Below are 24,595 nucleotides of genomic sequence, written 5' to 3'. Positions count from 1 at the left end.
GTCAGGACGCCGGCCCCCCGGCGGTCAGGCGGTCGAGCAGAGCGGCCAGATGCTCGACCCGCCCTGGTTGCAGCAGCGTGCCGTGCAGGCCCTCGACATGATGCACGCGCAGCGGCCCGGTCAACACCCGCCGCCAGCGGTTGAACAGCAGTGGCGCGAACGGCCGCATGCCCGACGAGATGATCAGATCGACCGGCCCGTCATACGCGGCCGGCTGATACTGGCGCAGCGCCTGAAGCTGCCAGGCCAATCCCCGGTCCTCCAGCATCGAGATCAGCCGCCAGAGCGCGCCACCGCGCTGATGCAGCCCCAGCCGTCTCACCACGGCCGCGAAGGTCCGCCAGGCGGCGATCCCGCGCGCCGGATCGACCGGATAGGTGGTATCGATCAGGATCAGCCGCTGGACCGACACCCCCAAGCGGCGCAGATGCCGCGCGGTTTCAAGCGCCGCCAGCCCGCCGATTGAAAATCCGGCCACGGCGATGCCATGGCGCGCGGCCGCTTCACCTCGCGCGTCCCCGGCATCCCCGATCATGGCGCCATAGCGTTCAGCCAGATCGGCGAAATCGGGCCGCCTGACCTCGGCGGCGGCGGCATCGGCGGCCCCGGCATCGGCGGCCCTGGCATCCGTCATCGGCGGTTGCAGCATCAGCACGTCGTGACAGGCGCCCAGCGCATCGGCAAGCCGCCGAAAGCGCAAGGCATCGCCATGGCCCGACGCGGCCAGATAAATCGGCGCCGACGTGGCCGCCGCCGGTCCCGCCAGCCGCACAGCCCGGTGCGCCAGCGCCATCCCGACCGCCCGCACCTGTCCGGCGACCGTTGGGTGACGCACCAGCAGCGACAGCGACAGATCCGGCCCCGCGATCGGCCTGAGCCCCGCCAGGACGGTCATCGCCGCCATGGAATCGCCCCCCAACGCGAACAGGTCGTCATGAACGCCGACATGGCCGATGCCAAGCGCCGCAGACCACAGGTCACACAGCGCCCGCTCCAGAACCGTCTCCGGCTCGGCGGCCAGGGTCACCGCCCGGCGTTCAGCCGGCGGCTGCAATGGCGCCAGACTCTCGATCAGCGCCGCTTCATCCAACTTGGCGGTGGCCGGCATCAGCGGCAGTTCCGGCAACACGCTGATCCCGGCCAGCCGCATGTGCAAAGGCAACAACTTTTCAATATTTTGGCGAAGCCGATCGGCCAATGCCGGTCCATCCACCGCCTCGGATGCCACCCAGCCATGCAGCCGGCGGCTGTGGCCCTCACCCACCACCCGCACCACCGCCGCGCGCACCGACGGATCGGCCAGCAGCACCGCCTCGATCTCGCCCGGCTCGATCCGCTGGCCGTTCAGCTTCACCTGGCGATCCATCCGGCCCAGAAACCGCAGCGCGCCGTCATCGCCCCAGCGCCCCAGATCGCCGGTGCGATAGAGCCGCGCGCCCGGCGTGACCGGATCGGGCACGAAACGCGCCGCGGTCAGCGCCGGCTGGCCGGCATAGCCTTGTGCCAGCCCGGCACCACCGATGCAGATCTCGCCAACCGCGCCAAGCGCCGCCAGATCGCCATCCCGGTCGATAAGCCGGATGACGGCGCCGCCGGCCGGAAGGCCCACCGGCATGGGGCCGTTGCCGGCATCGCTGGCCATACAGGCCCAGGCCGTGGCGAAAATAGTCGCTTCGGTGGGGCCATAGAGATTGGTGAGCCGTGCCCCCGTCTGGCATATGAACCGGTCGGCGAGCAGGCGGGGCAGCGCCTCGCCGCCGCAGCAGGCGGCGCGCAGGTGGATGTCGCCGCGCCCGCGCGTGGCATCCAGCACCAATGCCAGGGTCGCCGGCACCAGCGGCACGATGGAAACCTTATGCGCGGCCAGAAAATCACCAAGCTCGCCGGCGGTCGTCCGCCATGCCGTGGGCAGCGCCACCGCGCCACCCCGGATCAGCGGCATCAGCAACGCGATCAGCGATGGATCGAAGCCGGGGCGAACCATGGCACCGGTCCGGTCATCCGCCGTGACCTGCCAGTGCTCCGCCAGCCACGACAGCCGGCGCAGCAAGGCATCATGGCCGACCACCACCCGCTTGGGCGCCCCGGTGCTGCCGGATGTGAACAACACATACGCGGGATCGCCGGCGACGGGGCCCTCCGGCGCGACGGCGACGGCCCCAGAGGGGCTCGCGGTCCGCTGACCGACAGCCAGCACCAGCGGACAGACAGCGGTCAGCTCCGGCTCGCCATCCCCCCCACCCACGATCAGCGCCGCGACATCAAGCTCCGCCAGCCGCGCGGCGCGATAGGCGACCGGTGCCTCGGGATCGACAGGCACGACAGCCGCCCCGGCCATCATCACACCCAGCATCGCCGACACCAGATCCGGCATGCCCGGTGGCATCTGCACACCAACCACATGGCCACGCGCAACACCGGCCTGTCGCAGCCGGAGGGCGATATCGCCGGCGGCGGCGGCCAGTGCCGCATAGCTCATCATGCCACCCGACCACAACACCGCCGGCGCGTCGGGCCGCCGCCTCACGCTGTCGAGAAAGGTCGAGACCACCGTCGCCCGTGGTGCTGCCGCGTCGTCACGCGCCGGAACATCACCGCCGATCGTCGCCAGCAGTTCCCGTTCGGTCGCCGGCAGCAGATCGATACGACCAAGCGGCAGGTCCGGATTGTCGACCAGGGCCGTCAGAACATGCGTCAGGCGAGCACCAATCAGCGTGGCCTCATTGGCCGAGACCTGGCCCCGGGCAGCCTCGATCACCAGCGCCGGATCATCCCCGGGCAGAAAATCGCACAGCGTCACCGCCAGCGGATAGCGGGCGACGCCACTGAACAACTGCCGCGCCTCTGTCAGCCGGGCGGCGCCGAAGCTGGTTGCATAATCCTGACGCTCGAACGACAACACCACGTCGAACAACCGCGCGCGGCCCTGGCGCAGCAGGTCCAGCCGGCCACACAACCGCGCCAGCGGCACCCGCCGGTGACGATAGGCCTGCCGCAGACCACGACCGATGCGGGCCACCAGATCCGCCGGGGTATCGGTGGCGGCCACTGTCACGCGCAAGGGCAGCAGGCCGGCGAACAGGCCCAGGGTCTGGCGATAGCGGCGGCCGGCGCGGTTCAGCGTCGGCACCGCGATCACCAGATCATCCCGCCCATACTGCCCGGCCAGCACCACCGCCAACGCCGCCAGATACAGATGAAACCGGCTCGCGCCATCGACGCCGACCGCGCCCCCGGCACGATCATGCACCGCCCGGGGCACGGCCATCTCGACCAGGCTCGCCAGCGGCAGCCGACCCGCGTCATGTCCCGCGTCAACAGCCGGCGGCGCGCGGTCGGCCATCAGCGGTGGCGGCAGGGTCGCGAACAGCCGTTGCCAGTGGTCCAGATCCCGCTCAATCCCCGGCCCCGTGGCATAGGCGCGACTGTCGGCGATGAACCGCTCATAGCCGGGATCGTCCAGCGGCGGCGGCGGCAGACCCTGATCGATGGCGGTATAGTGGGCGGCCCAGCGCTGGAAGAACAGTGAACTGCCATAACCATCCATCACCGCATGGTGAAACAGCGCCATCACCCCATGACGCTCGGGACCGGCCCGGCTGATCACCACCCGCCAGGGCGGCCGGCGCCCCTCGACCGTGATCATCCGCGCGGCCATGGCCTGCCAATCGTCGCGGATCCGCTTGTCTGGATCGGGCGCGTCGCTGACGTCCGTCACGGTCACGGCGGGCACCACCTGCCCCCTCAACCATTGGCCGTCGGCGTCATCGGGCACCAGACGCAGGGCGACCGCCTCGGCCATCAGCCGATGAAGCGCCAGCACCAGCCGGTCGATATCAAGCGGCCCCACCAGGAAACAGCAGCCGCCGATGGTCTGATGGGCACTGCCGGGATGGGCGCGCTGGTCGGTGAGGACATCGTCCTGACAGGTGGCCAGCGGCAGCCGGATATCGGCGCCAGCCGGGCGCTCACGGGCCGACATCACTCAGCCGCCGCGGCAAGATCCGGGGCTGCGCGCGCCGGGGCCGGGGTCTGCGCGCAAAGATAAGGCGCGCGACGTCCGCGCAGCAGATCCCAGCGCACCGCCGCTTCGCAGCGCAGAATCCGTGCCAGCAACATCAGAAAACGGCTCTGGACCACGGTGATCTCGACGGCGCGGATGAGGGCATGGGGCAGCGCGGGCACCACCCGGTGGCCCCGCCGACGCGACAGCCTGTTCCTGATCCGGAACAGGCCGCCATCCACCGGATGGACCCTCTCGTAACGCACCGCCCCCACGAAGCCCAACAGGCTGGTGCGCAACTCGCCAAGCGGCAGCTTGTACAGGATCGCCCGGCCAATCAGGGTCTTCATGTGCGCTGTGGTGTAGAACATCTCCCAGCTCTGCCAGTAAAGCCGGGTCCAGGCGTCGCGGGTCATTCGCGGATGATCGGTTACCACATGAACCGTGTCATAGCGGTTCAGGTCCAGGTCCATATCCACCCCCGCCGCCACCAGCCGCTGGTGGTCCTCCGACCCGGGCAGAGGGGTCAGGGCGAAGATCTCGATCACGTCGATCGGGATATCGGTCTGGAAGGTGCGGATGTCCTCGGCGATCCGCTCAGGTGTATCAGCCGGAAAGCCGATGATCACACCGGCATAGATCATGATCCCGGCCTCTTTCCAGGCCATGATCATGTCACGCATCTGATGGACCTTGTTCTGCCCCTTGGACGCGGCCTTCAGATTATCGGGGCGCACCGATTCCATGCCGATGAAAACCCGCTTAACACCCGCGGCCTTACAGGCTTCCACGAAGCCCTTCATCCGGGTCGCCAGGGTGTCGACCTGGATCATCGCATCCCATTCGATGCCCAGCTCACGCTGCAGACGCGCCATGATCTCCGTCACCTCGCGCCAGATCGGGCTGCGGGCGAAATTGTCATCGGTGACCATCAGATTGTGAATGCCCCGGGCGGCACAGTCGCGCAGGTAAGCCTCGATCGACGATGGATCGCGATTGCGCATGGTGCGGCCATGGACATTGATGATCGTGCAGAAGCTGCATTGGAATGGGCAGCCGCGCCCGACATCCATGCCAGCCGTTCCGTTCAGCGTGCCGTCTGTGGCGCTGGTGCCCAGCGTGGCCTGTGGCGACAGCCCCATATCCGCTGTCGATTTCAGATGGTTATAGAGCGGCCTGATCGTCCCGGCCACCAGGTCGGCCACCAGCGCGTCCACACCGCATTCAAGTTCACCGGCATACAGGGTGACACCGGCCTCGGCCGCGCCGGTGAAGGCCGGCTCCCAGCCCGGCACCATCGACATCGACCCGCTGATATGAAAGCCGCCAATCACCACCGGAAAGCCCGCCGCCACGAAGTCGCGTGACAGGTCGAGCGCGCGCGGAAACTGGCTGCTCTGGACCCCGATCATCATCACCGCCGCCCGGTCGAAGCCGCGCAGCCACGCGATCAGCTTTGCCGGACGCACCACGCTCGACGCCTCGTTGATCGCGCGGGTCTCGATCGACGCGACACCCGGCGCGGCGCGGCCGGCGGCGTCCTGAAAAATCCCCTCCACCACCGCCAGAACATGGGCTGGAATGAACGACCGACGCCACTGGATGACATAGCCGTCTTCGTCGTAATGCGACGGCTTGATCAGCAGCAGGCCCAGACGGGCACCCGTGGCCACCTGGCCGGTCGCCGGCCGGGGCATGGAGTCGATACGGTTCATCATCGTGATCGTCCCTTTTGTGTGACCGGACGACGCGCTGCCCGCGCCCTGTCGACGGATGCCGCTGAGCTGGTGGTCAGCAGGCTTCGGTCAACGCCATGAATTCGCCCTTGTGGATCGGCCCCGCGACCGGCCGCGACATATAGCGGGCGACAAGGTCGGCGGTGTTCGCGCTGTCGAGCAGGCGATAATCCCGGGCCGCCACGAAGCCGGCGATCTGGGGGCGTTCCAGCGTCCAGGCCAATGGCTCGCGCTTGATCGCCAGATAGGCGCGCAACAACGGGCCGGTGTTGTTGTCAGGCGATGTCATCGGCGTCACAGCGGTGAAGCCGAAGCGGCTGCCAGGGCCGGTCAGGTCGCGGATCGCCGCGAACAGCGCCACCACCGCGCTGACGTCCAGATACATCAGCACGCCTTCGCACAGGAACAGCGTCCGGCGCCCCGGATCGAAGGCCGGGAAGCCACCCAGCGCCGCCGGGAGCGAGCGTTCGGCAAGATCCACCGCCAGCAGGTGCAGATTGTCGGCGGTCGTGCCGGCGATCGCCGCCTGCTTCACGGCGCTGGTCGCCGGATGATCGATTTCAATGAAGGTGGCGTCCGGCCACGCGCGGTGCAGGGTCAACGCCAACACGTCGAAGCCCGCTCCCAGGCACACCACCTGGGTATAGCCGTCGGCCAGGGCGGCCAGGGCGGCCTCTTCCATGAATCGCTTGCGCATCACGTAATGGCCGGCGATGCCCGGCATGATCAGCCGTTCGGCCAGCGGCATGATCCGGCGGGCCAGGCCGCTGTCGACTGTCTTGAGCCTGCGGCGCCCTTCGGGGGAGGCCTGCAGGATCTGCCGGCAGGCCTGTTCCGTGGCCGGCGCCACCTGCCCGGCATAGGCCGGGTCGCGCGCGGTCATCAACACGCCCTGCAACACGGTGAACGCGGTGGAGCTTGCGGTGTCGGCCTTCACTGATCCCTGCCCTTCTGCACGGTTGGCGGGCGCCAGCCCCGGCGGTCGGCGCACACAGAACCGTTTCGGCGGCCATGGCTTATGCCATGGGGAACGCCATCCCCTGTCATTGACGATAGAGGCGGACGGCCAGAAGGTCTTCACATTCCATCGCGAAAGATCAATAGCTGTTCAGGTGGCACATATCGGTCCGGATATTCAATGCCCACGCGTCAGTCGATGATTGATAATCACCCTGAAGGTCATTTTCCGACACTCTTGAACCAGCATATCTGTCGGGTCAGAGCGTCGCCATTGCCGGCGCCCGTATCAGTGACTTCAAGGCGATAGCCGGATCGGCCAGGGCGGCGGGATCGATCTGGTCCGACGCAGGGTCGGCCTGCGCCTGAACCAGCAGCCGACCCTGCGCCAGATCCTGCGGGGCATTGATGCCGTCGATCGCGATCACCCGGCCCTGGCGCAGATAGACCACGCTGAAGCTGCCAGCCGCCGGATCGCCGCGCATCAGTTCAACATCATGGCCCGTCTGCAATCCGACGGTCTGCAGGCGCATATCATACTGGGTGGACCAGAACCGGGGCACGGCATCGTAGACCGCCGTGCCGCCCAGCATGGCCGCCGCCACCACACGCGCCTGATCGACGGCGTTCTGCACGCTTTCCAGCCGGATCCGCCGGCCGCCGGCATAGCGGTTGACATGGGCGGCGCAGTCACCGGCGGCCCAGATGTCGGGCAGCGCGGTCCGGCCCTGACCATCGACCGCGATGCCACCGGCGGCATCCGGCTCAGCCGGCAGCGGCGCCACGACCGGCTCAAGGCCGATGCCTGCGATCACCAGATCGGCGGGCAGATGTTCGCCATCCGCCAGCACGACGGCCGAGACCCGGCGCGCGGCATCGGCGGCCAGCGACCGCACCACCGCGCCCAGCCGGATATCGACCCCCTGATCGCGATGGACGGCGTCGACATGACGCGCGACCAGTCGGCCGGCCACCCGCGCCAGCACCCGGTCCTGCGCCTCGACCACCGTCACCCTGTGCCCGGCCTGGCTCAGCACCGCGGCGGCTTCAAGGCCGATGAAACCCGCACCGATCACCACCACCCGCCGGCCGGCCGGGGGTGATCCATTGCCCAGATCGGCGCGCAAGGCATCGACATCGTGGCGATGCCGGATGGTGTGCAGCCCGGCAAGGCCGGCACCCGGGCAGGTCAGTCGCCGCGCCGTGCCGCCGGCCGCCCAGAGCATCCGGCCATAGCCGATCGCCTCGCCCGTCCCGGTCAACAGCCGGTGAGCCGCCGCATCGACCTGGACGATGCGGGTGCCGGGCACCAGGGTGATATCGCGCCCGGCCCAGAAATCCGCCGGCCGCATGCGGATATCCTCGCTGCCGGCGATGCCTGCCAGGTAATCCTTCGACAGCGACGGCCGATCATAGGGCGGCTCGTCCTCGGCACCGATCAGACCGATGCTGCCGGTAAAGCCACCCTGGCGCAGACTCGCGGCGGCCTGGGCGCCGGCATGGCCGGTGCCGACGATGGCGATGTCGAAATGCCGGATCACGGGCAGTCTCCCTGGGGCTGAATTCAGAGGGATGGGTGGCCGGATGGGGCGGGGGCATCCCATCCGGCCGGGTTCCGCCGGTCAGCGGTCGCGGGGCTCGAAATCTTCCCGGCCCGCGCCGCAATCGGGGCAGGACCAGTCGTCGTCGAGCGCGTCGAGCGCGGTTCCAGGCGGAATGCCGTGGGCGGGTGATCCCGCCGCCTCGTCATAGACATAGCTGCACAGCAGGCATTGCCATGCCTTGCCCTGCGGGTGACCTGGGGCCACCAGCGCGGCGGTTTCGGGCGCATGCATCGGCATCGGAGACGTCCTCACTTGGCGGATGGCCGGATCAGGCGGCGATGCCGTGGGCGGCGAAGCTGTCGCGGCCGGCGGCGGTATCGAGGATGCCGACATCGCGCGACAGGCCAAGAATGCCGCTATAGTCAAGCCGGCTGCGCGCGGCCAGATTCAGCGGCCGGCAGTCGGCGATGATGCCGGCGGCACCCGGCACGCCCAGTTGGTCCAGAACCGAGGCCCAGATATCCAGCTCCAGATCGGCGAACCAGCCGATCGGCTTGGGCAGCATGTCGGCGAAGAACGCCTGCTCACGCGGCGACAGCGCCGGGTAGAAGGTCTCGGTCAACAGGGTGAAGATCTTGGAATGCGCCAGTTCGTCGTGGCGATGGGCGGCGACGGTGGCCGTGTTCATCGGCTGGATGTGCGGGCAGTCCGACAACTGATGCAGATAGTCGCTGACGAAGATCTCCGACACCACCGATGTCGCCAGGTGCACCAGGGTCTTCTGCCAGTCTTCGGCATAAGCCGCCTTCTCGCGGTTCATAAACCGGACCAGATTGAAGGTCGGGATCCGCAGATCATCGAGCCCGCGATGGGTGCGGGTCAGACGGTTGGCATTGGCGACCAGCAGCAGGTGATAGGCCTCGTCCACCAGGGTCTCGCAGACGATCTGGCGGATGGTTTCCGACTGAAGGCCGGGGATGCGGCCGTCGAGTGCGTCATAGCAGGATGGCGAGACGATGGCGCTTTCGATGGCGACCGTCTTCTCGTTATAGATGATCCAGCCCGCCGACAGGATGCGGGTCCGGGTGGCTGCGTCGAGCGCGCGATAGCCGGGATGGGTATGGAAAGGCAGCAGCTCTTCCAGGAAATCGTCGCGCGCGGCATCGAAGCAAAGCTCGATCGGTTCGCGGCGCACTTTGGCGCGCCGGATCCAGCCGTCACCGATGCGTTGCAGCAGACGTCGGGTTTCGGACTGGTCGCATGCGGCCTCATGGCCGCCGGCACCGATGGCGGGGGCGCTCATCGTGGTCATGGCAGGGCTCTCCGAAAGCGGATGCAGATGGGGGGATTGCCGGAGAAGGCAGGTCTGTGGTCCGCCGCTCCGCGGCTCTGACGGAGGGTGAAGGATGCCTCCTGCGGAAAATGCCATTTTGGCCTAGGTCATTTTATTAACGGCATGGGTCATAAATTACCCAAACGACCATCGCCTGTCCAGACGGAACACAACCAAAAGTTATGATGATTTACGAATTTTTAGCGTCTGATCCGTCGCGGTTTTGTGTCACATCAAACAGATAGGTCAGTACTCTTTCCCTATTATGCCCCCACATGCAAACCGCCCGACCGATGAACGGTCGGGCGGCAGCCATTGATCGACGTGACGTCGCGTTGCCCCAAAGCGTCAGGCGACCGGGAACCGCCGGCACAGCCCGTCGACCTCGGCCCGTACCCGGGCCGCGGTGGCGATGTCGAGCCCGCCATGATCGCGCAGGCTGGCCAGCACCTGAAGGATCAGCGTGCCGACCGCGCGGAATTCGGCCGGACCGAAGCCACGGCTGGTGGCGGCGGGGCTGCCCAGCCGGATGCCCGAGGTGACCGTGGGCTTGGCGGTATCGAAGGGCACGGCATTCTTGTTCGCGGTCAGGCCCACACTGTCCATGGCCTCGACCGCCGCCTTGCCGGTGACACCGAAGGGCCGCAGATCCGCCAGCACCAGATGGCAATCGGTACCACCGGTGACCAGCCGCAGCCCACCTGCGCTCAGACAAGCGGCCAGCGTGCGGGCATTATCGACCACGGCATTGATGTACTGCCGGAAATCCGGCTGAAGCGCCTCGTGGAACGCCACCGCCTTGGCCGCGATCACATGCATCAGCGGCCCGCCCTGAACCCCCGGGAACACCGCCTTGTCGATCCGCCGCGCCAGATCGCCGTCATTGGTCAGGATGATGCCGCCGCGCGGCCCGCGCAGGGTCTTGTGGGTGGTGGAGGTCACCACATGGGCATGGGGCACCGGGTCCGGATACAGGCCGCAGGCGATCAGCCCGGCATAATGGGCGATATCGGCCATCAGCCAGGCCCCGACCCGGTCGGCGATCGCCCGGGCGCGAGCGAAATCGATCCAGCGCGGATAGGCCGAACCACCGACGAAGATCAGCCGGGGGCGCGCCCGCAGGGCCTCGGCTTCCATGGCGTCGTAATCGATCAGCTCGTCGCTGCCGCGCACCTTGTAGCTGACGGCCTTGAACCAGCGGCCCGACAGGCTGACCGGCGAGCCATGGGTCAGATGGCCGCCACAGGCCAGATCCAGCCCCATCACCGTATCGCCCGGCTCCAGCAGCGCGAACAGCACCGCCAGATTGGCATTGGCGCCCGAATGGGGCTGGACATTGGCGTGGGCGGCGCCGAACAGCCGGCAGGCGCGATCGATCGCCAGCCGCTCGGCCACGTCCACGGCCTCGCAGCCGCCGTAATAGCGCCGCCCGGGATAGCCTTCGGCATATTTATTGGTCAGGACCGAGCCTTGCGCCGCCCGCACCGCCTGACTGACGATGTTCTCCGAGGCGATCAGTTCGATCTGGGTCTGTTGGCGCCGCTCTTCCGCGCGGATGGCGCGGGCAAGATCGGGGTCGGTCGCGGCCAGCACATCGTCGGGTGCCTGGGTCGCCATTGCGGTCGCTGTGATCGGCATTGCGCGTCGCCTCACATGAAGGGGAAGAACGGGGGCGTGGGCCGGCGGCCTTGAGGTCAGGCGTTCAGGCCACGCAGCCAGGTTTGCAGGCACGCGGCGGCACGCGATCCCAGCATCGGCCCGAGCTCGGCGTTTGCCGCCCGCAGTGCCGGCACATCCACGCCCGCCGCCGCCAGCTCCACCGTGTGGCCGATCAGCCAGCGCTCGAAACCCTCGCCACCCGCTTCCGGGTGAAACTGCGCCGCCAGAACGTTCGGTCCGCGGCTGAATGCCTGCACGGGGCAGAGCGGCGTCGATGCCAGCCCCACCGCACCATCGGGAAGATCGAACCGGTCACCATGCCAATGCAGCACCGGCCCGTCGCCGAACACCCCCAGGCACGACGCGGCACCGGCATCGGTCAGCGTCAGCGACGCGAAGCCGATTTCCTTGGCCGGGCCGGGATAAACCCGGGCCCCCATCGCCCGCGCCATCAACTGCGCGCCCAGGCAGATGCCGAAGATCGGCCGGCCGGCGGCAAGCCGCTGCTCGATCAGGGTGAGTTCATCGGCGAGGAACGGATATTTGTCGTCCTCATAAGCGCCGATCGGACCGCCGAGCACGATAATCAGCCCGGTGGTCAGCGGGTCGAGTGTCCACAGATCGTCCACGCCCGCATCGTAGTAGTGAACCTTGTAACCGGCCCGTTCCAGCACCGGTTCAAAGCAGCCCAGATCCTCGAAGGCGAGGTGGCGAATGGCGACGGCGGTCTTCAGCATCGTTGCCTCCGATTAATGACCCATGCCAATCTATATTTTGACACGTGCCGATATATCTACCCGCTTCCCCATCATCCGGCAAGGCCCGACGCGGAGATCATCGGCCAATGTCGAGCGCCGCTGCCGGGCCCGGGTTCAGCATCCGGAATCCGCCCCGCGCCCCGATGACAACCGCCACCGATACAAGGCTCTTCCACGCCGATCATGGCTGGGTGATTGCCGATCACAGGAGATGACGCCATAAATGTCCGGGAATGATGCAGCCATCTCCTTGCGGCCCCGGGGGCCGGCCCTCGGGCGGCTTCGGCCGGCAGAGGCCGGTCCGGGCCTGCCCCTCACGCCCGGAGTTCCGGACCTCATGCACTTCGTCACCGGCAGATCGGCCGCCGATATCGCGGCGAGCGTCGAGCGCGCGATCCGCACCGGGCAGGTCAGCCCCGGCGAGCAGTTGCCGTCGGTGCGCGAGGTTGCCGAACGGCTGGGGGTCAATCGCAACACGGTGACCGCCGCCTATGCGCGGTTGCGCGATGCGGGCCTGGTCACCGGCAATGGCCGCCAGGGATCGCGCGTTGCCGGCACACCCAGTGTCGAGATCTATCGCACCGTCATCCCGGCCGATGTCCGCGACCTTGCCTCGGGCAATGTCGATGCCAGCCTGCTGCCCGATCTGCGGCCATGGCTGGCGGCGCTGGATCTGGCGCCGGGGGGCTATGAGATGGTCGAGGACGATCCCGATCTGGTGCGCTTCGCCACCCATGCCTTTCGCACCGACGGCCTGCCCGCCGGCCGGGTCGCCGTGGTCTCGGGCGCCATGGACGGGCTGGAACGCGGCTTGCGCGCCCATCTGCGCCAGGGCGACGCGATCGGCATCGAAGACCCCGGTTATGTATCGGCCCTGCTGCTGGTGCGGTCGCTGGGGTTGAAGCCGGTACCGCTGTCGCTGGACGATGACGGCGTGCAGATCGAGGCGCTGGAAGCAGCGCTCGCCGCCGGAATTCGCGGTGTGGTCCTGACCCCCCGGGCCCAGAACCCGACCGGCAGTTGCATGAGCGCCGAGCGCGCCGCCGCCCTGGCGGCGGTGCTCGACCGGCATCCCGATGTCGTGCTGATCGAGGATGATCACGCCGGCGCGGTGTCGGGCGCGCCACCGGTCACCGCCGCGCCGGCCCATCCCGGCAGCCGGCCCTGGGCGATCATCCGCTCGGTGTCGAAATTCCTCGGCCCCGATCTCAGGCTGGCGGTGATGACCGGCGACGCGATGACCATCGCCCGGCTTCAGGACCAGCAGGCGCTGGGGCCACGCTGGGTCAGCCACATCATCCAGCGGCTGGTGATGCAGGTCTGGTCCGCGCCTGAGACCACCGGGCTGATCGAACGCGCGGCCACATCCTATGCCGCGCGCCGCGAACGCCTGCTGGCCTGCCTTGCCGCCGAGGGCATCACCGGCACCGCCCGCTCGGGCCTGCATGTCTGGGTGCCGGTTCAGCGCGAGGCCGAGGTGGTCCAGGGCATGCTGGCCAGGGGCTGGGCGATCCAGGCCGGCGAGATTTTCAGGCTGCGCAGCGGACCGGGTGTGCGGATCGGCATCGCCGGCCTTGCCGCCGGCGAGGAGGAGGCGGTCGCCCGCGCCCTCGCCGACAGCATGCGGCCGGGGCGGCTGCTGTATACCTGATCCTGCCCGGACCCGCCGTCACACCGGCGTCGTCAGGCGGCCCGGGGATTCAGGCGGCCCGGGGATTCAGGCGGCCCGGGGATCCTGAGCCACCGAATGCTCGGTGCCGACCATCGAGGTGACGGCGAAGCTGGTCGCCTCGGGCGCCGGCATCGGGTGGTGCCAGACACCCGCCGGAATGACGACGAAATTGCCGGCCTCGATCAGGATCTGCTCGGGCCCCGCGTCATGCAGCAGGGTCAGATGGATCGCGCCCTTCAACACGAAGACCTGCTCATCCTGGGGGTGGCGTTCCCACGGCACCTGGCCCGTATAGCGCAGCAGGCTGGCCACGCAGCCATTGGCAACCCCCAATGGTCGCATCGCCGTCATGAAATCGGCCTGGGTGGTGCCGGGGCCGACGGTCAGCAGCGGCAGGCTGCCGGCGATCTCGTCAATGCTGTGCACGTCCATCACACACGTCTCCATCCTCAGGAGGTCGGCGGCGGTTCGCCGCGCCAGAGCCGGTTCGTGCCGGCCATCCGCGGGAATTCCACCACGGATTGAACCTGTGAGTCGAGTAACGCTTATATTTTTCGCGTGAGCGGACGGAATATCCCCCGCCCCGGCCCGGATCACCGGAACGTGAGCGATGGTGTACAGAGCATGACTTGCGTGACCGGTGCTTCTGCCGCCATCTGCTGAGGGCGGGTCGTCGCATCATGAGACGTCACCGCCGCCCTGCCCCATGCCCCGCTCCCTTCCCCGTCCCCCGCCCCTTCCCCGTCTCCCGCTCCCTTCCCCATCCAAGGCCGATCCCGATGCGCTTTCCCTGGAACGATCCCCGCGGCCGGTTCTCTCCGGTCAAGGCCGTGGTGCTGGCCGGCCTGTTTCTGCCGGCGGTGTGGATTCTGTGGAGCATGGCCAATGGCAGCGGCGCCGCCCCCGGTCTGACGGATATCGGCAGCCTCGGGCCTGGACCGGCGGGTATCGGCGGCGGAGCGGCCCTGCCCGATCGCGGGCTTCTGGGCCCGGCCGCCGATGCTGCCGGCGGCGGGCTGGGTGTGCCGGCGGTGAAGGACGCGCTGCTTCTGGCCGGGCTGTGGGCGATCCGGCTGCTGGCGCTGTCATTGCTGATCACGCCATTGCGGGTGACCCTGGCCCGCCCGATGATCGGCCAGCTTCGGCGGATGATCGGCGTGGCGGCGGGCCTGTATGCGCTCGGCCATCTGGCGCTCTACATCCTGTACATGAAGGGCGATATCGCGCGCGTTCTGTCCGAGATCTGGCTGCGCACCTATCTCACCATCGGCTTCGCGGCCATCCTGATCCTGGCTGTGCTGCTGGCCACATCCACCGACGGCATGCTGCGCCGGCTGGGCGGGCGGGCGTGGAAGCGGCTGCACAAGCTGGTCTATGCCGCGGCCCTGCTGGGCGCGCTGCACTATTTCATGCAGACCCGGCTGGAACCGTCGGAGGCGACCATCCTGGCCGGCGTGCTGGGCTGGGCCGCCCTGTGGCGGCTGGCCGATGCCCGCCGCCCGCAGATCCTGCGCAAGCCTGCCGGGCTTGTGATGCTGGCACTGGCGGCGGGCCTGCTGACGGTCGCGATCGAAGGCGCGTGGTTCGCCTTCGGCACCGGCATCGATCCGCTGAAGCTGGTGGTCGCGAACGTCAATCCCGACGTGTTCCCGCGCCCGGCGGCCGTGGTTGCGCTGGCGGCGCTGGCGATTGCGGGGCTGCACGAACTGGCCCGTCGCACGGCGCCGCGCCGCAAGCCCGCGCCCGGCCGCAGGCAGCAGCCGCGCCAGGATATTCCCCGCACCGCCACGTCGCGGCCGGGCGGCGATTGATCAGGCCATCGCCCGGATGCGGTCGATCCGGTCCTCGATCGCCGGATGGGTTGAGAACAGGCCGGCCGGGCGGCGGCGACGGCCGCTCTCGCCCGGGCCATCCAGCGGATTGACGATCCACAAGGCCTCAAGCGCTCGCGCCGATACCGGGGCGGCGCGTGAGGTTTCGGCCGCGGCCCGGTCCAACTGGTCCAGGGCGCCGATCATCGCCTGCGGGTTGCGGGTCAGCTTCACGGCCGTGGCATCGGCCAGATATTCGCGCTGGCGCGACAGGGCGAATTTCATCATCTGCGCCGCCAGCGGCGCCAGAAACGCCACCAGCATCAGCACAAGGGCGATCACCACCAGCGCGGCATTGCCGCCGCCACCGCCCCGGTCACCGCCGCGCCCACGGCGGCTGCCCCCTGAAAGCGCCCCGAAGCGCGCCATGTTGCGCGCGATCGAGGCCACGATCACGATCAGCCCCACCACCACCGACACCACCACCATATAGCGGCTGTCGCCATTGGCCAGATGGCCCATTTCATGGGCCACCACCGCCTGAAGCTGGTCGCGGCTCAGCCGCTCCATAAGCCCGCGGGTGACGGCGATGGTGCCGCGTTCGGGCCGCAGGCCGGCCGCGAAGGCATTGGGCATGTCGGTATCGATCACCATCACCCGCGGCTTGGGCAGGCCCGCCGCCAGGGCCATTTCCTCGACCACGTTGTGAAGCCGGCGATGGGCGACCGGGTCGGCATCGCGGGCGCCGGCAATGCTCAGCGCCATGCGGTCGCCCCGGGTCAGCGCCAGCACCGACCACAAACCGCCCGCCGCCGCCATCGCCGCGGCACCGACAGCGCCGCCGCCGGTCAGCAGCCAGGCGTAATCGCCGGGTCCGCCGACCTGTGCGCCGCCGGCCGCCGCCACGTCCTCGGGCGGCAGGATCACGAAGCCCACCAGATAGCCCAGCACCACGCCAAGCAGGGTCAATCCGGCACAGATCATCAGGCTGCGCCGGCGGTTGGCGCGGATGGCGCTGGCGAAATCGGTGCGGTCGATGCGCGGCCCCTCGACCGGCTGGGGCAGGTCATCGGCCTGTTCCGCCGCCGCCACATCATTCATGGCCATGGCGGTCGCCGCCGTGGCCGCAGCCGCATGCGCGGGCGCGCGCTCCCACGGCCGGCGCCGGCCCGGCGCCCGGCGCCATCCCCATGGTCCGCGGGGTGCGGGCGTGCCACCGGCCGGTTCATGCCCGCCATCATCCTGCATCAGCGGCCTCAGCGCAGCGAAACGGCGGGAACGGCGGTCTCTGCCTCGTCGACCTGAAAGAAGGCCTCGGTGCGAAAGCCGAACATCCCCGCGATCACGTTCGACGGGAACATCTGCACCCGGTCATTATACGACTGGATGCTGTCGTTGTAATGCTGGCGGGCAAAGGCGATGCGGTTCTCGGTCGAGCGCAGTTCCTCGGTCAATTCCGAGACATGGGCGCCGGAGCGGATTTCGGGATAGGCCTCCACCACCGCCAGCAGCCTGCCCAGGCCGGCGCCGAGTTCGCGCTCGGCCGCCAGCGCCGCCGACCGCTCGGCGGCACCACCCGTGGTCGCCCGCTCATTGGCGCTGATCGCGCGGCCGCGGGCGGCCACCACCGCCTCCAGGGTCTCGCGCTCGAACGCCATGGCATCGCGCACCGCCGCCACCAGGTTCGGCACCAGATCATGACGGCGCTTCAACTGCACCGAGATCTGGGCGAAGGCGTTGCGCACGCCGTTGCGGCGCCCGACCAGCCCGTTATAGGTGGTGATCGCATACAGCGCGAGCAGCACCACGGCGCCGATCGCGATCCAGACTTCCATCATCGTCATCCTTATGCTGTTGCACCGGCGAGCCTACCCCGCGCCGCCATTGCCGACAATGATGGCCGCATCACCGATCCTCATGACCAAAGCCGGACGATCCGGCATAGGATGCGTGCTGCACCCCGCCCATCATCGCATCACCGCCGGATTGCCCGCTTCATGCCAGCCAATGCCACCCGGACAGACCAGCCGGCGCAGACCCGTCGGCCGGCGCGGATCCGCGCCACCCTGATCGGCTTCACCGCCGTGCTGATGTGGGGGGCGCTTGCCCTGTTCACCGATCTGTCGGGCACCGTGCCGCCCTTCCAGATGGTCGCGATGACCTTCGCCATCGCCTTTCTGCTGATGGCCGCGAAATGGACCTGGACGGGCGAGCGCTGGACCCGGCATCTGCGCCACCCGCCGGCGGTCTGGCTGCTGGGGGTGGGCGGGCTGTTCGGCTATCACGCCTGCTATTTCGTGGCGCTGCGGCTGGCGCCTGCGGCGGAAGCCAGCCTGATCGCCTATCTGTGGCCGCTGTTGATCGTGGTGCTGTCGGGGCTGCTGCCGGGGGAACGGCTGCGCGCCGCCCATATCCTGGGCGCGCTGATGGGCCTTGCCGGCACCGCCACGCTCATCGCCAGGGCCGGGCTCGCCTTCGATCCGGCCGCCGTGCCGGGCTATCTGGCGGCGGCGGCCTGCGCGCTGATCTGGTCGACCTATTCGGTCGGCTCGCGGCGCTTCGGCGATGTGCCGACCGATGCGGTCGGCTGGTTCTGTGCCGCCACCGCGGTTCTGGGCCTTGCCTGCCATCTGGCCTTCGAGACCACGGTGTGGCCGGCAGGCGCGGTGGAATGGGCGGCGGTGGCAGCCCTCGGCCTCGGCCCGGTGGGCCTTGCCTTCTTTGCCTGGGATATCGGCATGAAGCGCGGCGATGTCCGCCTGCTGGGGGTCGCCTCCTATGCGGCGCCGGTCATCTCCACCCTGCTGCTGGTCGGCTTCGGCCGGGCGGAGCCCAGTTGGCGCCTTGCCGTCGCCTGCGCTCTGGTCGCCGGCGGCGCATTGACCGCCACCGTCGGCGCCCGGATCACTTCGCGTCGGGCCAGGGCATGATCGGCACGGTGGAGATGGCGTTCTTGGGCGAGCCGTCGATCAGCTCGTCGGAATAGCTCAGATAGATCAGGGTGTTGTTCGGCTCGTCGAAGAAGCGGACCACCTGCAGCCGCTTGAACAGCCACGACCGGCTTTCGCGGAAGACGTCCTCGCCTTCTTTCAGCTTGGATTTGATCGTCACCGGCCCGACCTGCCGGCAGGCGATCGAAGCGTCGGAGGTGTCTTCGGCCAGCCCGATCGCCCCCTTGATGCCGCCGGTCTTGGCGCGGCTGACATGGCAGACCACGCCGTCGATCTTGGGGTCACGGAAGCTGTCGACGCAGATCTTGTTGTTCGGCCCGACCAGTTTGAAGGTGGTGCTGACACAGCCGACCTCCTCGGCCGCTGCCGGCCCGGCCGACAGGACACCAGCGACGGCAAGGCCGCACAAACCGAGCAGGGGCAAAACGACGGAACGCATGGGCATAGCCTGGCGGATCAAGGGGGGCCTCGCGGATCAGGGGACATCGCCCGCCGATCCTACTGGGCCGTCCAGCCGCCGTCGATGACCAGCGCGGTGCCGGTGGCATAAGAAGCCCGGTCCGATGCCAGGAACACCACCGCATCGGCAATCTCGCGCGGCTCACCCAGCCGGCGCATCGGGGTCACCGCCTGCATCCGGCTGGCGAAGCGGTCACCGCCCAGCCGCTCGGCGATGGCCTCGGTCATCTCGGTGCGGACATAGCCCGGATGGACCGAATTCACCCGGATCGGATAACCCAGATGGGCGCATTCCAGGGCCGCGCACTTGGTCAGCATATGCACGCCGGCCTTGGTGGCGTTATAGGCGCCGGTGATCGGCATGCCGATCATCGCCGCCACCGACGAGATGTTCACGATGGCACCGCCGGTCTGCTTCATCGCCAGGATCGCATGCTTCACGCCCAGAAACACGCCGTCCAGATTGACGGCGCTGACCCGGCGCCATTCCTCAAGGCTGGTGTCTTCCAGCCGGCACAGCGCCGGCAGCACGCCGGCATTGTTGACCACCACGCCGACAGTGCCGAACCGGGCGCCGACCGCGTCGATCGCGGCCCGCCACGCGGCCTCGTCGGTCACGTCATGGGCGGTGAAGGCGACACGGTCGTCATATATCTCGCCCAGCCGATCGGCCAGCAGCCGGCCGCGCGTGGCATCGATATCGGTCATCATCACCCGGGCGCCTTCATTCAGCATCCGCTCGGCGCAGGCGGCACCAATGCCCGATGCCGCCCCGGTCAGCAGCACCACCCGGCCATCCAACTGGCCCGGATGCAAGGCGCCGGTCATCGGCCATATCCCGTCAGAGCCATGGTTTCGTCCTCGCTTGCATCATCATCCACGGCCATGGCCGGCGGCCCGGCATCGGTGCCGCGCCGTGCCGCCGGGCGCAGCACATAGCCTGCGCGCGGGAAATGCACCATCACCTCGCCCACCGTCGGATCGATGCGGCTGATCACGATCCGGGCCGCATCGGCACGCACCAGCACCCCGGTCACCGGCGGGGTGACATAGCCCTCGGGCCGCACGGTCACCAGACTGCCCGGCGCCGGCGCCGAACCGTCACAGCCCGGCATCAGCGGCTCAGGATAGGCGGCGGTGGCGATGTCGATCGCGGTGGCCGCCGGCAGTTCGGTTCTGATGCCATGCCCCAGCCGCGTCACCCGCCGCATCCAGGCGCGGATGCGCGGATACATGTCGAGCGCGGCACCGCAGCGGATCGGCAGCGCATCCAGGAACCACAGCCCGTGATACACTGACAGATCGGCCAGACATGGCGCCGCCCCGCCCAGCAGATAGTCGCGGCCATCGGACAGCATCTGGTCGATCAGGCGGATTTCGCCCAGCGCCTGACCCAGACTGTCGCGCGCCACCTGCTTCAGACGCTGAGGCGAGGGTTCGGGCTTGCCGCGCAGGGCCGCCCGGTCGGCATTCAGCCCGGGTTCCGTCCGCTCGGCATTGATGCCGCTGACATAGCGCGCCAGGGGCCAGAACAGGTCGCGCTCGGCCCAGGCCTCGATCACCCCCGACAGCCCCTGTTCGGCCAGATTGGCGTGCAGCGGCGGTTCGGGGAACCGGCGCTCGATCTCGCGGGCGATGATCCGGGTGTCGCAATAGATGTCGGCGCCGATCTGCATCACCGGCGTGTGCCGATAGCCGCCGGTCAGCGGCAGCAACTGCGGCTTGGGCATGATCGCCGGCACGATCACCGAGCGCCATTCAAGCTGCTTCATCCCGAAGATCAGCCGGATCTTCTCGGAAAACGGCGAATAGTCGTAATGGTGCAGGATGATGCCGGTCATGCCACGCCCTCCATGCTCTCCATTGCCCGGACTTCGAGCAGCTTGCGTTGAACCTTGCCGCTGGTGCTGCGCGGGAAATCGTCGCGGGAGGCCACGAAGCGGATCTCACGCGGGCATTTGTAGCGCGCCAGATGCGCCCGGCAGTGGGCGAACAACTCATCCGGCGTCACCGCCGCCGCGCCATCGGCCAGGGCCACGAACGCAACCGGCACTTCGCCCCATTGCCGGTCCGGGCGGCGCACCACCACCGCCTCGCCCACCCGTGGATGGGTCATCAGCACCCGTTCGATTTCCACCGGATAGATGTTCTCGGCCCCGGATTTGATCATGTATTTGGCCCGATCGACGAAATCGAGCCGGCCATCGGGGCGCTGCCGGAACATGTCGCCCATATGGAACCAGCCGCCCCGGAAATCCCGGGCATTGGCCTCCGGCGCGTTCCAATAGCCGCTGAACACGGTCGGGCCACGCACCGCGATCTCGCCCGCCTCGCCCGGGGCCACGTCGTGGTCGTCGGGGCCGACCAGCCGCCACAGATGCAGGCCGTTCGGGGCCTTGGCCAGATCGGCCGGCCGCTCGCCGGGTGCGAAACGGGTGCCGGCCGCCGGCAGCATGCCGGTCTCGGTGGAGCCGAAGCTGTTCCAATAGGGGGCGTTCAGGGCGCCCGACACCTCGGCCACCAGATCGGGCGGCAGCAGATCGGCCAGCGCGCCCACCATCCGGATCGGCGCCGGCCGCCAGCCGCCCGGCCGGGCCCGCCGGTCGCGGATCTCGGCCACCACCCGCTCGATCATGCCGGGGATCAGCACCAGCCACCATTGCGGCCGGGTTCCGGCCAGATCCACCAGACGCGGAATGTCGGCGCCATCCACAACGGTGACGCAACCGCCGGTGCACAGCACGTGCATGGCATGTTCGATCGACACCATGTGAAACATCGGCGCCCAGGCGACAAAACCATCGCCGGCTTGCAGGCCAAGTTCGCCCGTGCTCAGCGCCAGCCGCGCCAGTTCGGCACGATGGCTGATCAGCGCGCCTTTGGGCAGCCCGGTCGTGCCGCTGGTATACAGGATCAGCAGGCCGGATTCCGGATCGAGCCCCTGTGCCGGATCATCGCTGTCCAGCGGCGCGGGGCTCTGATGGGCCAGTGCCGTTTCATAATCGTGCCCGAACACACGAACCCGGTCATCCGGCAGCAACCCCGCGGCCGCGCCGGCAAAGCGTTCCGATGCGATCAGCAGCGACGGTGCCACCAGCCCGACGCAATGGCCAAGCTCGCCCGCCGACAGCCGCCAGTTCAAGGCCGCAAGAACGACGCCGCTGCGCGCGGCGGCAAATGCGAGTTCCAGATATTCCGTCCGGTTTTCCGACAGCACGGCCACCCGGTCGCCGACGCCCAGCCCCGCCGCCCGCAGCAGCCGGGCGGTGCGGTTCACCCGCGCATCAAAGCCGGCATAATCCAGGGCGCCGCCATCGCCGTCGATGGCACGGCGCGCCGGATGGCGCGCGGCCATGGCAGCCAGCCGGTCACCCAGCCCCGGCTGATCCGCCGGTTCCGAGGTATCAGCCGGCCACCAGTTCACCGCCGGTCTCCCGCCCGTGGCGATGCCGGCGGCATCACGGATTGCCCTCAACGTATCAACATCACCTAAAGGTTGCGCATCCGGGCGCAGGAAGAGTGTCATGCGAGCTCTCCGTCCTTAAGGGGATGACGCGAAGACCGACCGAATACTGACGTCTGCAGGTTGGCTTTGGATCACCCTGAAGTGGCGTCCATAAAAATGAGTATGGACTCATATCTTTCTGGCTGGCAAGCCCGCGACGCAGCCGGCATGCTGTTCAGGCAGAGGCGGAATGCGGTATCGCAGTGTCGGCCGCCCGCACCCGACACGCCGTCTCCACGGAGATCAAGCGCCATGCCCTATCGTCCGACAGAAGCCACCGAACGCCGCAAGGCGGAGCGTCGCAGCCTGATCTTGAAGGCTGCCCGCGAACAGATCGCGACGGACGGATTTCGCGGCACCCGCGTCCGGCTGGTGGCGGCGCGGGCCGGCGTGTCCGAGGGCACGATCTATCGCTATTTTCCCAGCATGACGGCGCTGTTCACCGAATTGCTCCGGATGTCGGCCATGCGGGAGCTGGAGGTCGCCACCCGGGCCGCGACCGGTCCCGGGCCCGGGGCCGATCGACTGGCCGCCGCCGTGCGCATCCATCTGACCCGGGCGCTGAAACGGCCGCGCCTGGCCCACGCCCTGCTGGCCGAACCGGTCGCCCCGGACGTGGAAGCCGTGCGCCTGGCCTGCCGCAAGGGCTTTCACGAGATGTTCGCAGGTGTGATGGATCAGGCGATCGCCGGCGGCGAGTATTATCCATTCGATACGGCGATGGCCGCGGCCTGTATCACCGGCGCGATCGACGAGGCGATCATCTGGCCGTTCGCGGCCGTGCCCGACGGCGCCGCCGACAATCCGCAGCGGATCGATTTCGTGGTCGGGTTCTGCATGGCCGGCATCGCCGCCTTCCGGCGCAATGCCGGCGTGATATCGCCGTTTCGCCGGGCCTGATTGCAGACAGGCCTGACTGTAGACGGACCTGATTGCAGACGGGCCTGATTGTAAAGCGGACCCGCGCCGGGGTATCGTCCAGGTCGATGGCCGGCGCATGGCCGGCCGCACCTCAGCCCCGACGCGGAGCCAGGATGCAGACCTTCCTCGACTACACCATCGCCGCCCTGCCCGATTATCTGGGCTTCCTTGCGACCATGGCCGGGTTGATCGCCGTGTTCACCGCCATCTATCAGGCGATCACGCCCTATCACGAGATCCGGCTGATCCGTGCCGGCAACCGTGCGGCGGCCCTGTCGCTGTCGGGGACGATCATCGGCCTTGCCATCGCGCTGAACAGCGTCGCCGCCGGCGCCGTCTCGATCCTGGACATGGCGCTGTGGGGCGCCATCGCCTGCATCAGCCAATTGGTGGTGTTCCTGGTGGTGTCGCGCCTGCTGGGCGATCTGCGCGCCGGCATCGAAGGCGACCGTATGGGTTATGGCGTGCTGCTGGGCGGCGTGTCGATCGCCACCGGCATCGTCAATGCCGGCGCGCTCACCTATTGACCGCTCAGGCTTAGCGATCGCCGGGTCTACAGATCCATGCCCGGCATCACCATGTTGACGCCAGGACCCGTTTTATCTTCCCCAATGCCATGAGGCTGCCCCCGATGCGACGCTCCCGCGCCGTCACCACCCTGCTGCTGGCCGGCACCGCCTTCACCCTTGCCGCCTGTGGCGAAGACAAGGAAGAGGTGAAGCTCTATGGCACCGCTCAGGCGTGCAGCGCCGAGCTGACGCCGGCCGATTGTGCCGCCGCCGAGGCCGAGGCATTGGCGGCCCATGCCGAAACCGCCCCGCGTTTCGAGGACATCGCCGCCTGCGAGGCCGATTTCGGCGAAGGCGGCTGCCAGCCGGTCCCGGCCGAGCAGCAGCAGCAGCAGCAGCAGGCATCGTCCGGCGGCAGCATGTTCATGCCGGCGCTGGCCGGGTTCATGATGGGCCGGATGATGGGCAATATGGGGGGCTATCAGGGCCGGCCGGTCTATGTCGATCGCGGCGGCTATATGTACAGTGGCGCCGACCGCGTCGGTCAGGCCCGGCGCGAGGATGTCTTCCGCAACGGCCAGCGCGGCAACTGGGCGGGATCGGCCAATGTCGCCCGCAGCACCGTGACCAACCCGGTCAAGCCCGCCGGCACCGTGTCGCCCGCACGCCGCAGCGGCGGCTTCGGCGGCACCGGCGCCCGCGGCTTTTCAGTCGGCGGCTGAGTCAGGCGACGGACGATCCAGGCGACGGACGATCCAGGCGACGGGCGATCCAGGC

Annotated in this window: 21 protein-coding genes; 6 read left to right on the top strand and 15 right to left on the bottom strand. The window is 68.6% G+C overall.

Annotated features, from left to right (window positions below; translation table 11 throughout):
• Nucleotide 1 precedes the first annotated feature (1 nt).
• The 8 genes from WG924_RS16545 to WG924_RS16510 all read right to left on the bottom strand — a co-directional run bounded on the left by WG924_RS16545 (nt 2) and on the right by WG924_RS16510 (nt 11,969).
• Nucleotides 2-3,982, bottom strand: a complete 3,981-nt coding sequence (locus WG924_RS16545; protein ID WP_345934197.1) for a non-ribosomal peptide synthetase — start codon at nt 3,980-3,982, stop codon at nt 2-4.
• Nucleotides 3,982-5,718 carry a B12-binding domain-containing radical SAM protein gene (locus WG924_RS16540; RefSeq protein WP_345934196.1) on the bottom strand — a complete coding sequence of 579 codons (1,737 nt, stop codon included), beginning with the start codon at nt 5,716-5,718 and terminating at the stop codon, nt 3,982-3,984. The genes WG924_RS16545 and WG924_RS16540 overlap by 1 nt, the downstream gene beginning before the upstream one ends.
• A gap of 76 nt (nt 5,719-5,794) precedes the next feature.
• Nucleotides 5,795-6,676 (bottom strand): class I SAM-dependent methyltransferase, encoded by an 882-nt coding sequence (locus WG924_RS16535; protein WP_345934195.1) that lies wholly within the window; start codon nt 6,674-6,676, stop codon nt 5,795-5,797.
• Between the two features lie 280 nt (nt 6,677-6,956).
• Nucleotides 6,957-8,237, bottom strand: coding sequence for an NAD(P)/FAD-dependent oxidoreductase (locus tag WG924_RS16530; protein ID WP_345934194.1), 1,281 nt, complete (start codon nt 8,235-8,237; stop codon nt 6,957-6,959).
• Between the two features lie 81 nt (nt 8,238-8,318).
• Nucleotides 8,319-8,537, bottom strand: a complete 219-nt coding sequence (locus WG924_RS16525) for a rubredoxin (RefSeq protein ID WP_372045067.1) — start codon at nt 8,535-8,537, stop codon at nt 8,319-8,321.
• A gap of 31 nt (nt 8,538-8,568) precedes the next feature.
• Nucleotides 8,569-9,552, bottom strand: coding sequence for an AurF N-oxygenase family protein (locus WG924_RS16520; RefSeq protein ID WP_345934193.1), 984 nt, complete (start codon nt 9,550-9,552; stop codon nt 8,569-8,571).
• A 369-nt stretch (nt 9,553-9,921) separates the two neighbouring features.
• On the bottom strand, nt 9,922-11,211 hold the full coding sequence (gene glyA, locus WG924_RS16515) for a serine hydroxymethyltransferase (RefSeq protein WP_345934192.1): 1,290 nt from the start codon (nt 11,209-11,211) through the stop codon (nt 9,922-9,924).
• A 56-nt stretch (nt 11,212-11,267) separates the two neighbouring features.
• The gene (locus WG924_RS16510) at nt 11,268-11,969 is read right to left on the bottom strand and encodes a glutamine amidotransferase (RefSeq protein ID WP_345934191.1); all 702 of its coding nucleotides are present in this window, start codon (nt 11,967-11,969) and stop codon (nt 11,268-11,270) included.
• A gap of 358 nt (nt 11,970-12,327) precedes the next feature.
• On the opposite strand from WG924_RS16510, the gene WG924_RS16505 reads away from it, so the two are divergent.
• Complete coding sequence (locus WG924_RS16505; RefSeq protein ID WP_345934190.1) at nt 12,328-13,641, top strand: aminotransferase class I/II-fold pyridoxal phosphate-dependent enzyme; 1,314 nt, start codon at nt 12,328-12,330, stop codon at nt 13,639-13,641.
• 66 nt (nt 13,642-13,707) lie between these two features.
• Here the strand turns inward: WG924_RS16505 and WG924_RS16500 are convergent, their stop codons facing one another.
• Entirely contained in the window at nt 13,708-14,094 is a 387-nt protein-coding gene (locus tag WG924_RS16500; RefSeq protein WP_345934189.1) for a cupin domain-containing protein, read from the bottom strand.
• Between the two features lie 347 nt (nt 14,095-14,441).
• On the opposite strand from WG924_RS16500, the gene WG924_RS16495 reads away from it, so the two are divergent.
• Nucleotides 14,442-15,473, top strand: a complete 1,032-nt coding sequence (locus WG924_RS16495) for a protein-methionine-sulfoxide reductase heme-binding subunit MsrQ (RefSeq protein ID WP_345934188.1) — start codon at nt 14,442-14,444, stop codon at nt 15,471-15,473.
• Here the strand turns inward: WG924_RS16495 and WG924_RS16490 are convergent, their stop codons facing one another.
• Together WG924_RS16490 and WG924_RS16485 are read right to left on the bottom strand one after the other, a co-directional pair.
• Complete coding sequence (locus WG924_RS16490; RefSeq protein WP_345934187.1) at nt 15,474-16,580, bottom strand: M48 family metallopeptidase; 1,107 nt, start codon at nt 16,578-16,580, stop codon at nt 15,474-15,476.
• Nucleotides 16,581-16,729: 149 nt separating this feature from the next.
• On the bottom strand, nt 16,730-17,308 hold the full coding sequence (locus WG924_RS16485; protein WP_345934186.1) for a LemA family protein: 579 nt from the start codon (nt 17,306-17,308) through the stop codon (nt 16,730-16,732).
• A gap of 162 nt (nt 17,309-17,470) precedes the next feature.
• Here WG924_RS16485 and yddG point away from each other — a divergent pair, with 162 nt between their 5' ends.
• The gene (gene yddG / locus WG924_RS16480; protein ID WP_345934185.1) at nt 17,471-18,403 is read left to right on the top strand and encodes an aromatic amino acid exporter YddG; all 933 of its coding nucleotides are present in this window, start codon (nt 17,471-17,473) and stop codon (nt 18,401-18,403) included.
• Here the strand turns inward: yddG and WG924_RS16475 are convergent.
• The 4 genes from WG924_RS16475 to WG924_RS16460 are packed head-to-tail and all read right to left on the bottom strand — an operon-like array spanning nt 18,378 to nt 22,358.
• Entirely contained in the window at nt 18,378-18,863 is a 486-nt protein-coding gene (locus tag WG924_RS16475; RefSeq protein ID WP_345934184.1) for a CreA family protein, read from the bottom strand. The two genes, yddG and WG924_RS16475, sit on opposite strands and share 26 nt — an antisense overlap.
• 59 nt (nt 18,864-18,922) lie before the next feature.
• Nucleotides 18,923-19,711 (bottom strand): glucose 1-dehydrogenase, encoded by a 789-nt coding sequence (locus WG924_RS16470; RefSeq protein WP_345934183.1) that lies wholly within the window; start codon nt 19,709-19,711, stop codon nt 18,923-18,925.
• Nucleotides 19,708-20,724, bottom strand: a complete 1,017-nt coding sequence (locus WG924_RS16465; RefSeq protein ID WP_345934182.1) for a glutathione S-transferase family protein — start codon at nt 20,722-20,724, stop codon at nt 19,708-19,710. Before WG924_RS16465 ends, WG924_RS16470 begins: the two co-directional genes overlap by 4 nt.
• The gene (locus WG924_RS16460; protein WP_345934181.1) at nt 20,721-22,358 is read right to left on the bottom strand and encodes a class I adenylate-forming enzyme family protein; all 1,638 of its coding nucleotides are present in this window, start codon (nt 22,356-22,358) and stop codon (nt 20,721-20,723) included. The genes WG924_RS16465 and WG924_RS16460 overlap by 4 nt, the downstream gene beginning before the upstream one ends.
• A 282-nt stretch (nt 22,359-22,640) precedes the next feature.
• Here WG924_RS16460 and WG924_RS16455 point away from each other — a divergent pair, with 282 nt between their 5' ends.
• The 3 genes from WG924_RS16455 (at nt 22,641) to WG924_RS16445 (ending at nt 24,540) form a co-directional block, all read left to right on the top strand.
• Nucleotides 22,641-23,288: a TetR/AcrR family transcriptional regulator gene (locus WG924_RS16455; protein ID WP_345934180.1), complete on the top strand. Its 648-nt coding sequence runs from the start codon at nt 22,641-22,643 to the stop codon at nt 23,286-23,288.
• Between the two features lie 134 nt (nt 23,289-23,422).
• Nucleotides 23,423-23,836, top strand: coding sequence for a DUF350 domain-containing protein (locus WG924_RS16450; RefSeq protein ID WP_188573955.1), 414 nt, complete (start codon nt 23,423-23,425; stop codon nt 23,834-23,836).
• A 104-nt stretch (nt 23,837-23,940) separates the two neighbouring features.
• Nucleotides 23,941-24,540: a DUF1190 domain-containing protein gene (locus WG924_RS16445; protein WP_345934179.1), complete on the top strand. Its 600-nt coding sequence runs from the start codon at nt 23,941-23,943 to the stop codon at nt 24,538-24,540.
• The last annotated feature ends 55 nt before the right edge of the window (nt 24,541-24,595 follow it).

The sequence above is a fragment of the Tistrella arctica genome (assembly GCF_039630945.1).
In the GTDB taxonomy this organism is placed as follows: Bacteria; Pseudomonadota; Alphaproteobacteria; order Tistrellales; family Tistrellaceae; genus Tistrella; species Tistrella bauzanensis.
This window is presented reverse-complemented; position numbering and strand designations above follow the sequence as displayed.

What these genes read in the sequence shown, in the direction of transcription:
- WG924_RS16495 (WP_345934188.1), top strand. Translation starts at nt 14,442, where the DNA reads ATGCGCTTTCCCTGGAACGATCCCCGCGGCCGGTTCTCTCCGGTCAAG.
- WG924_RS16500 (WP_345934189.1), bottom strand. Translation starts at nt 14,094, where the DNA reads ATGGACGTGCACAGCATTGACGAGATCGCCGGCAGCCTGCCGCTGCTG.
- WG924_RS16455 (WP_345934180.1), top strand. Translation starts at nt 22,641, where the DNA reads ATGCCCTATCGTCCGACAGAAGCCACCGAACGCCGCAAGGCGGAGCGT.
- WG924_RS16445 (WP_345934179.1), top strand. Translation starts at nt 23,941, where the DNA reads ATGCGACGCTCCCGCGCCGTCACCACCCTGCTGCTGGCCGGCACCGCC.
- WG924_RS16505 (WP_345934190.1), top strand. Translation starts at nt 12,328, where the DNA reads ATGCACTTCGTCACCGGCAGATCGGCCGCCGATATCGCGGCGAGCGTC.
- WG924_RS16470 (WP_345934183.1), bottom strand. Translation starts at nt 19,711, where the DNA reads ATGACCGGCGCCTTGCATCCGGGCCAGTTGGATGGCCGGGTGGTGCTG.
- WG924_RS16485 (WP_345934186.1), bottom strand. Translation starts at nt 17,308, where the DNA reads ATGGAAGTCTGGATCGCGATCGGCGCCGTGGTGCTGCTCGCGCTGTAT.
- WG924_RS16540 (WP_345934196.1), bottom strand. Translation starts at nt 5,718, where the DNA reads ATGAACCGTATCGACTCCATGCCCCGGCCGGCGACCGGCCAGGTGGCC.
- WG924_RS16525 (WP_372045067.1), bottom strand. Translation starts at nt 8,537, where the DNA reads ATGCCGATGCATGCGCCCGAAACCGCCGCGCTGGTGGCCCCAGGTCAC.
- WG924_RS16490 (WP_345934187.1), bottom strand. Translation starts at nt 16,580, where the DNA reads ATGGCCATGAATGATGTGGCGGCGGCGGAACAGGCCGATGACCTGCCC.
- WG924_RS16510 (WP_345934191.1), bottom strand. Translation starts at nt 11,969, where the DNA reads ATGCTGAAGACCGCCGTCGCCATTCGCCACCTCGCCTTCGAGGATCTG.
- yddG (WP_345934185.1), top strand. Translation starts at nt 17,471, where the DNA reads ATGCCAGCCAATGCCACCCGGACAGACCAGCCGGCGCAGACCCGTCGG.
- WG924_RS16545 (WP_345934197.1), bottom strand. Translation starts at nt 3,982, where the DNA reads ATGTCGGCCCGTGAGCGCCCGGCTGGCGCCGATATCCGGCTGCCGCTG.
- glyA (WP_345934192.1), bottom strand. Translation starts at nt 11,211, where the DNA reads ATGCCGATCACAGCGACCGCAATGGCGACCCAGGCACCCGACGATGTG.
- WG924_RS16520 (WP_345934193.1), bottom strand. Translation starts at nt 9,552, where the DNA reads ATGACCACGATGAGCGCCCCCGCCATCGGTGCCGGCGGCCATGAGGCC.
- WG924_RS16475 (WP_345934184.1), bottom strand. Translation starts at nt 18,863, where the DNA reads ATGCGTTCCGTCGTTTTGCCCCTGCTCGGTTTGTGCGGCCTTGCCGTC.
- WG924_RS16450 (WP_188573955.1), top strand. Translation starts at nt 23,423, where the DNA reads ATGCAGACCTTCCTCGACTACACCATCGCCGCCCTGCCCGATTATCTG.
- WG924_RS16465 (WP_345934182.1), bottom strand. Translation starts at nt 20,724, where the DNA reads ATGACCGGCATCATCCTGCACCATTACGACTATTCGCCGTTTTCCGAG.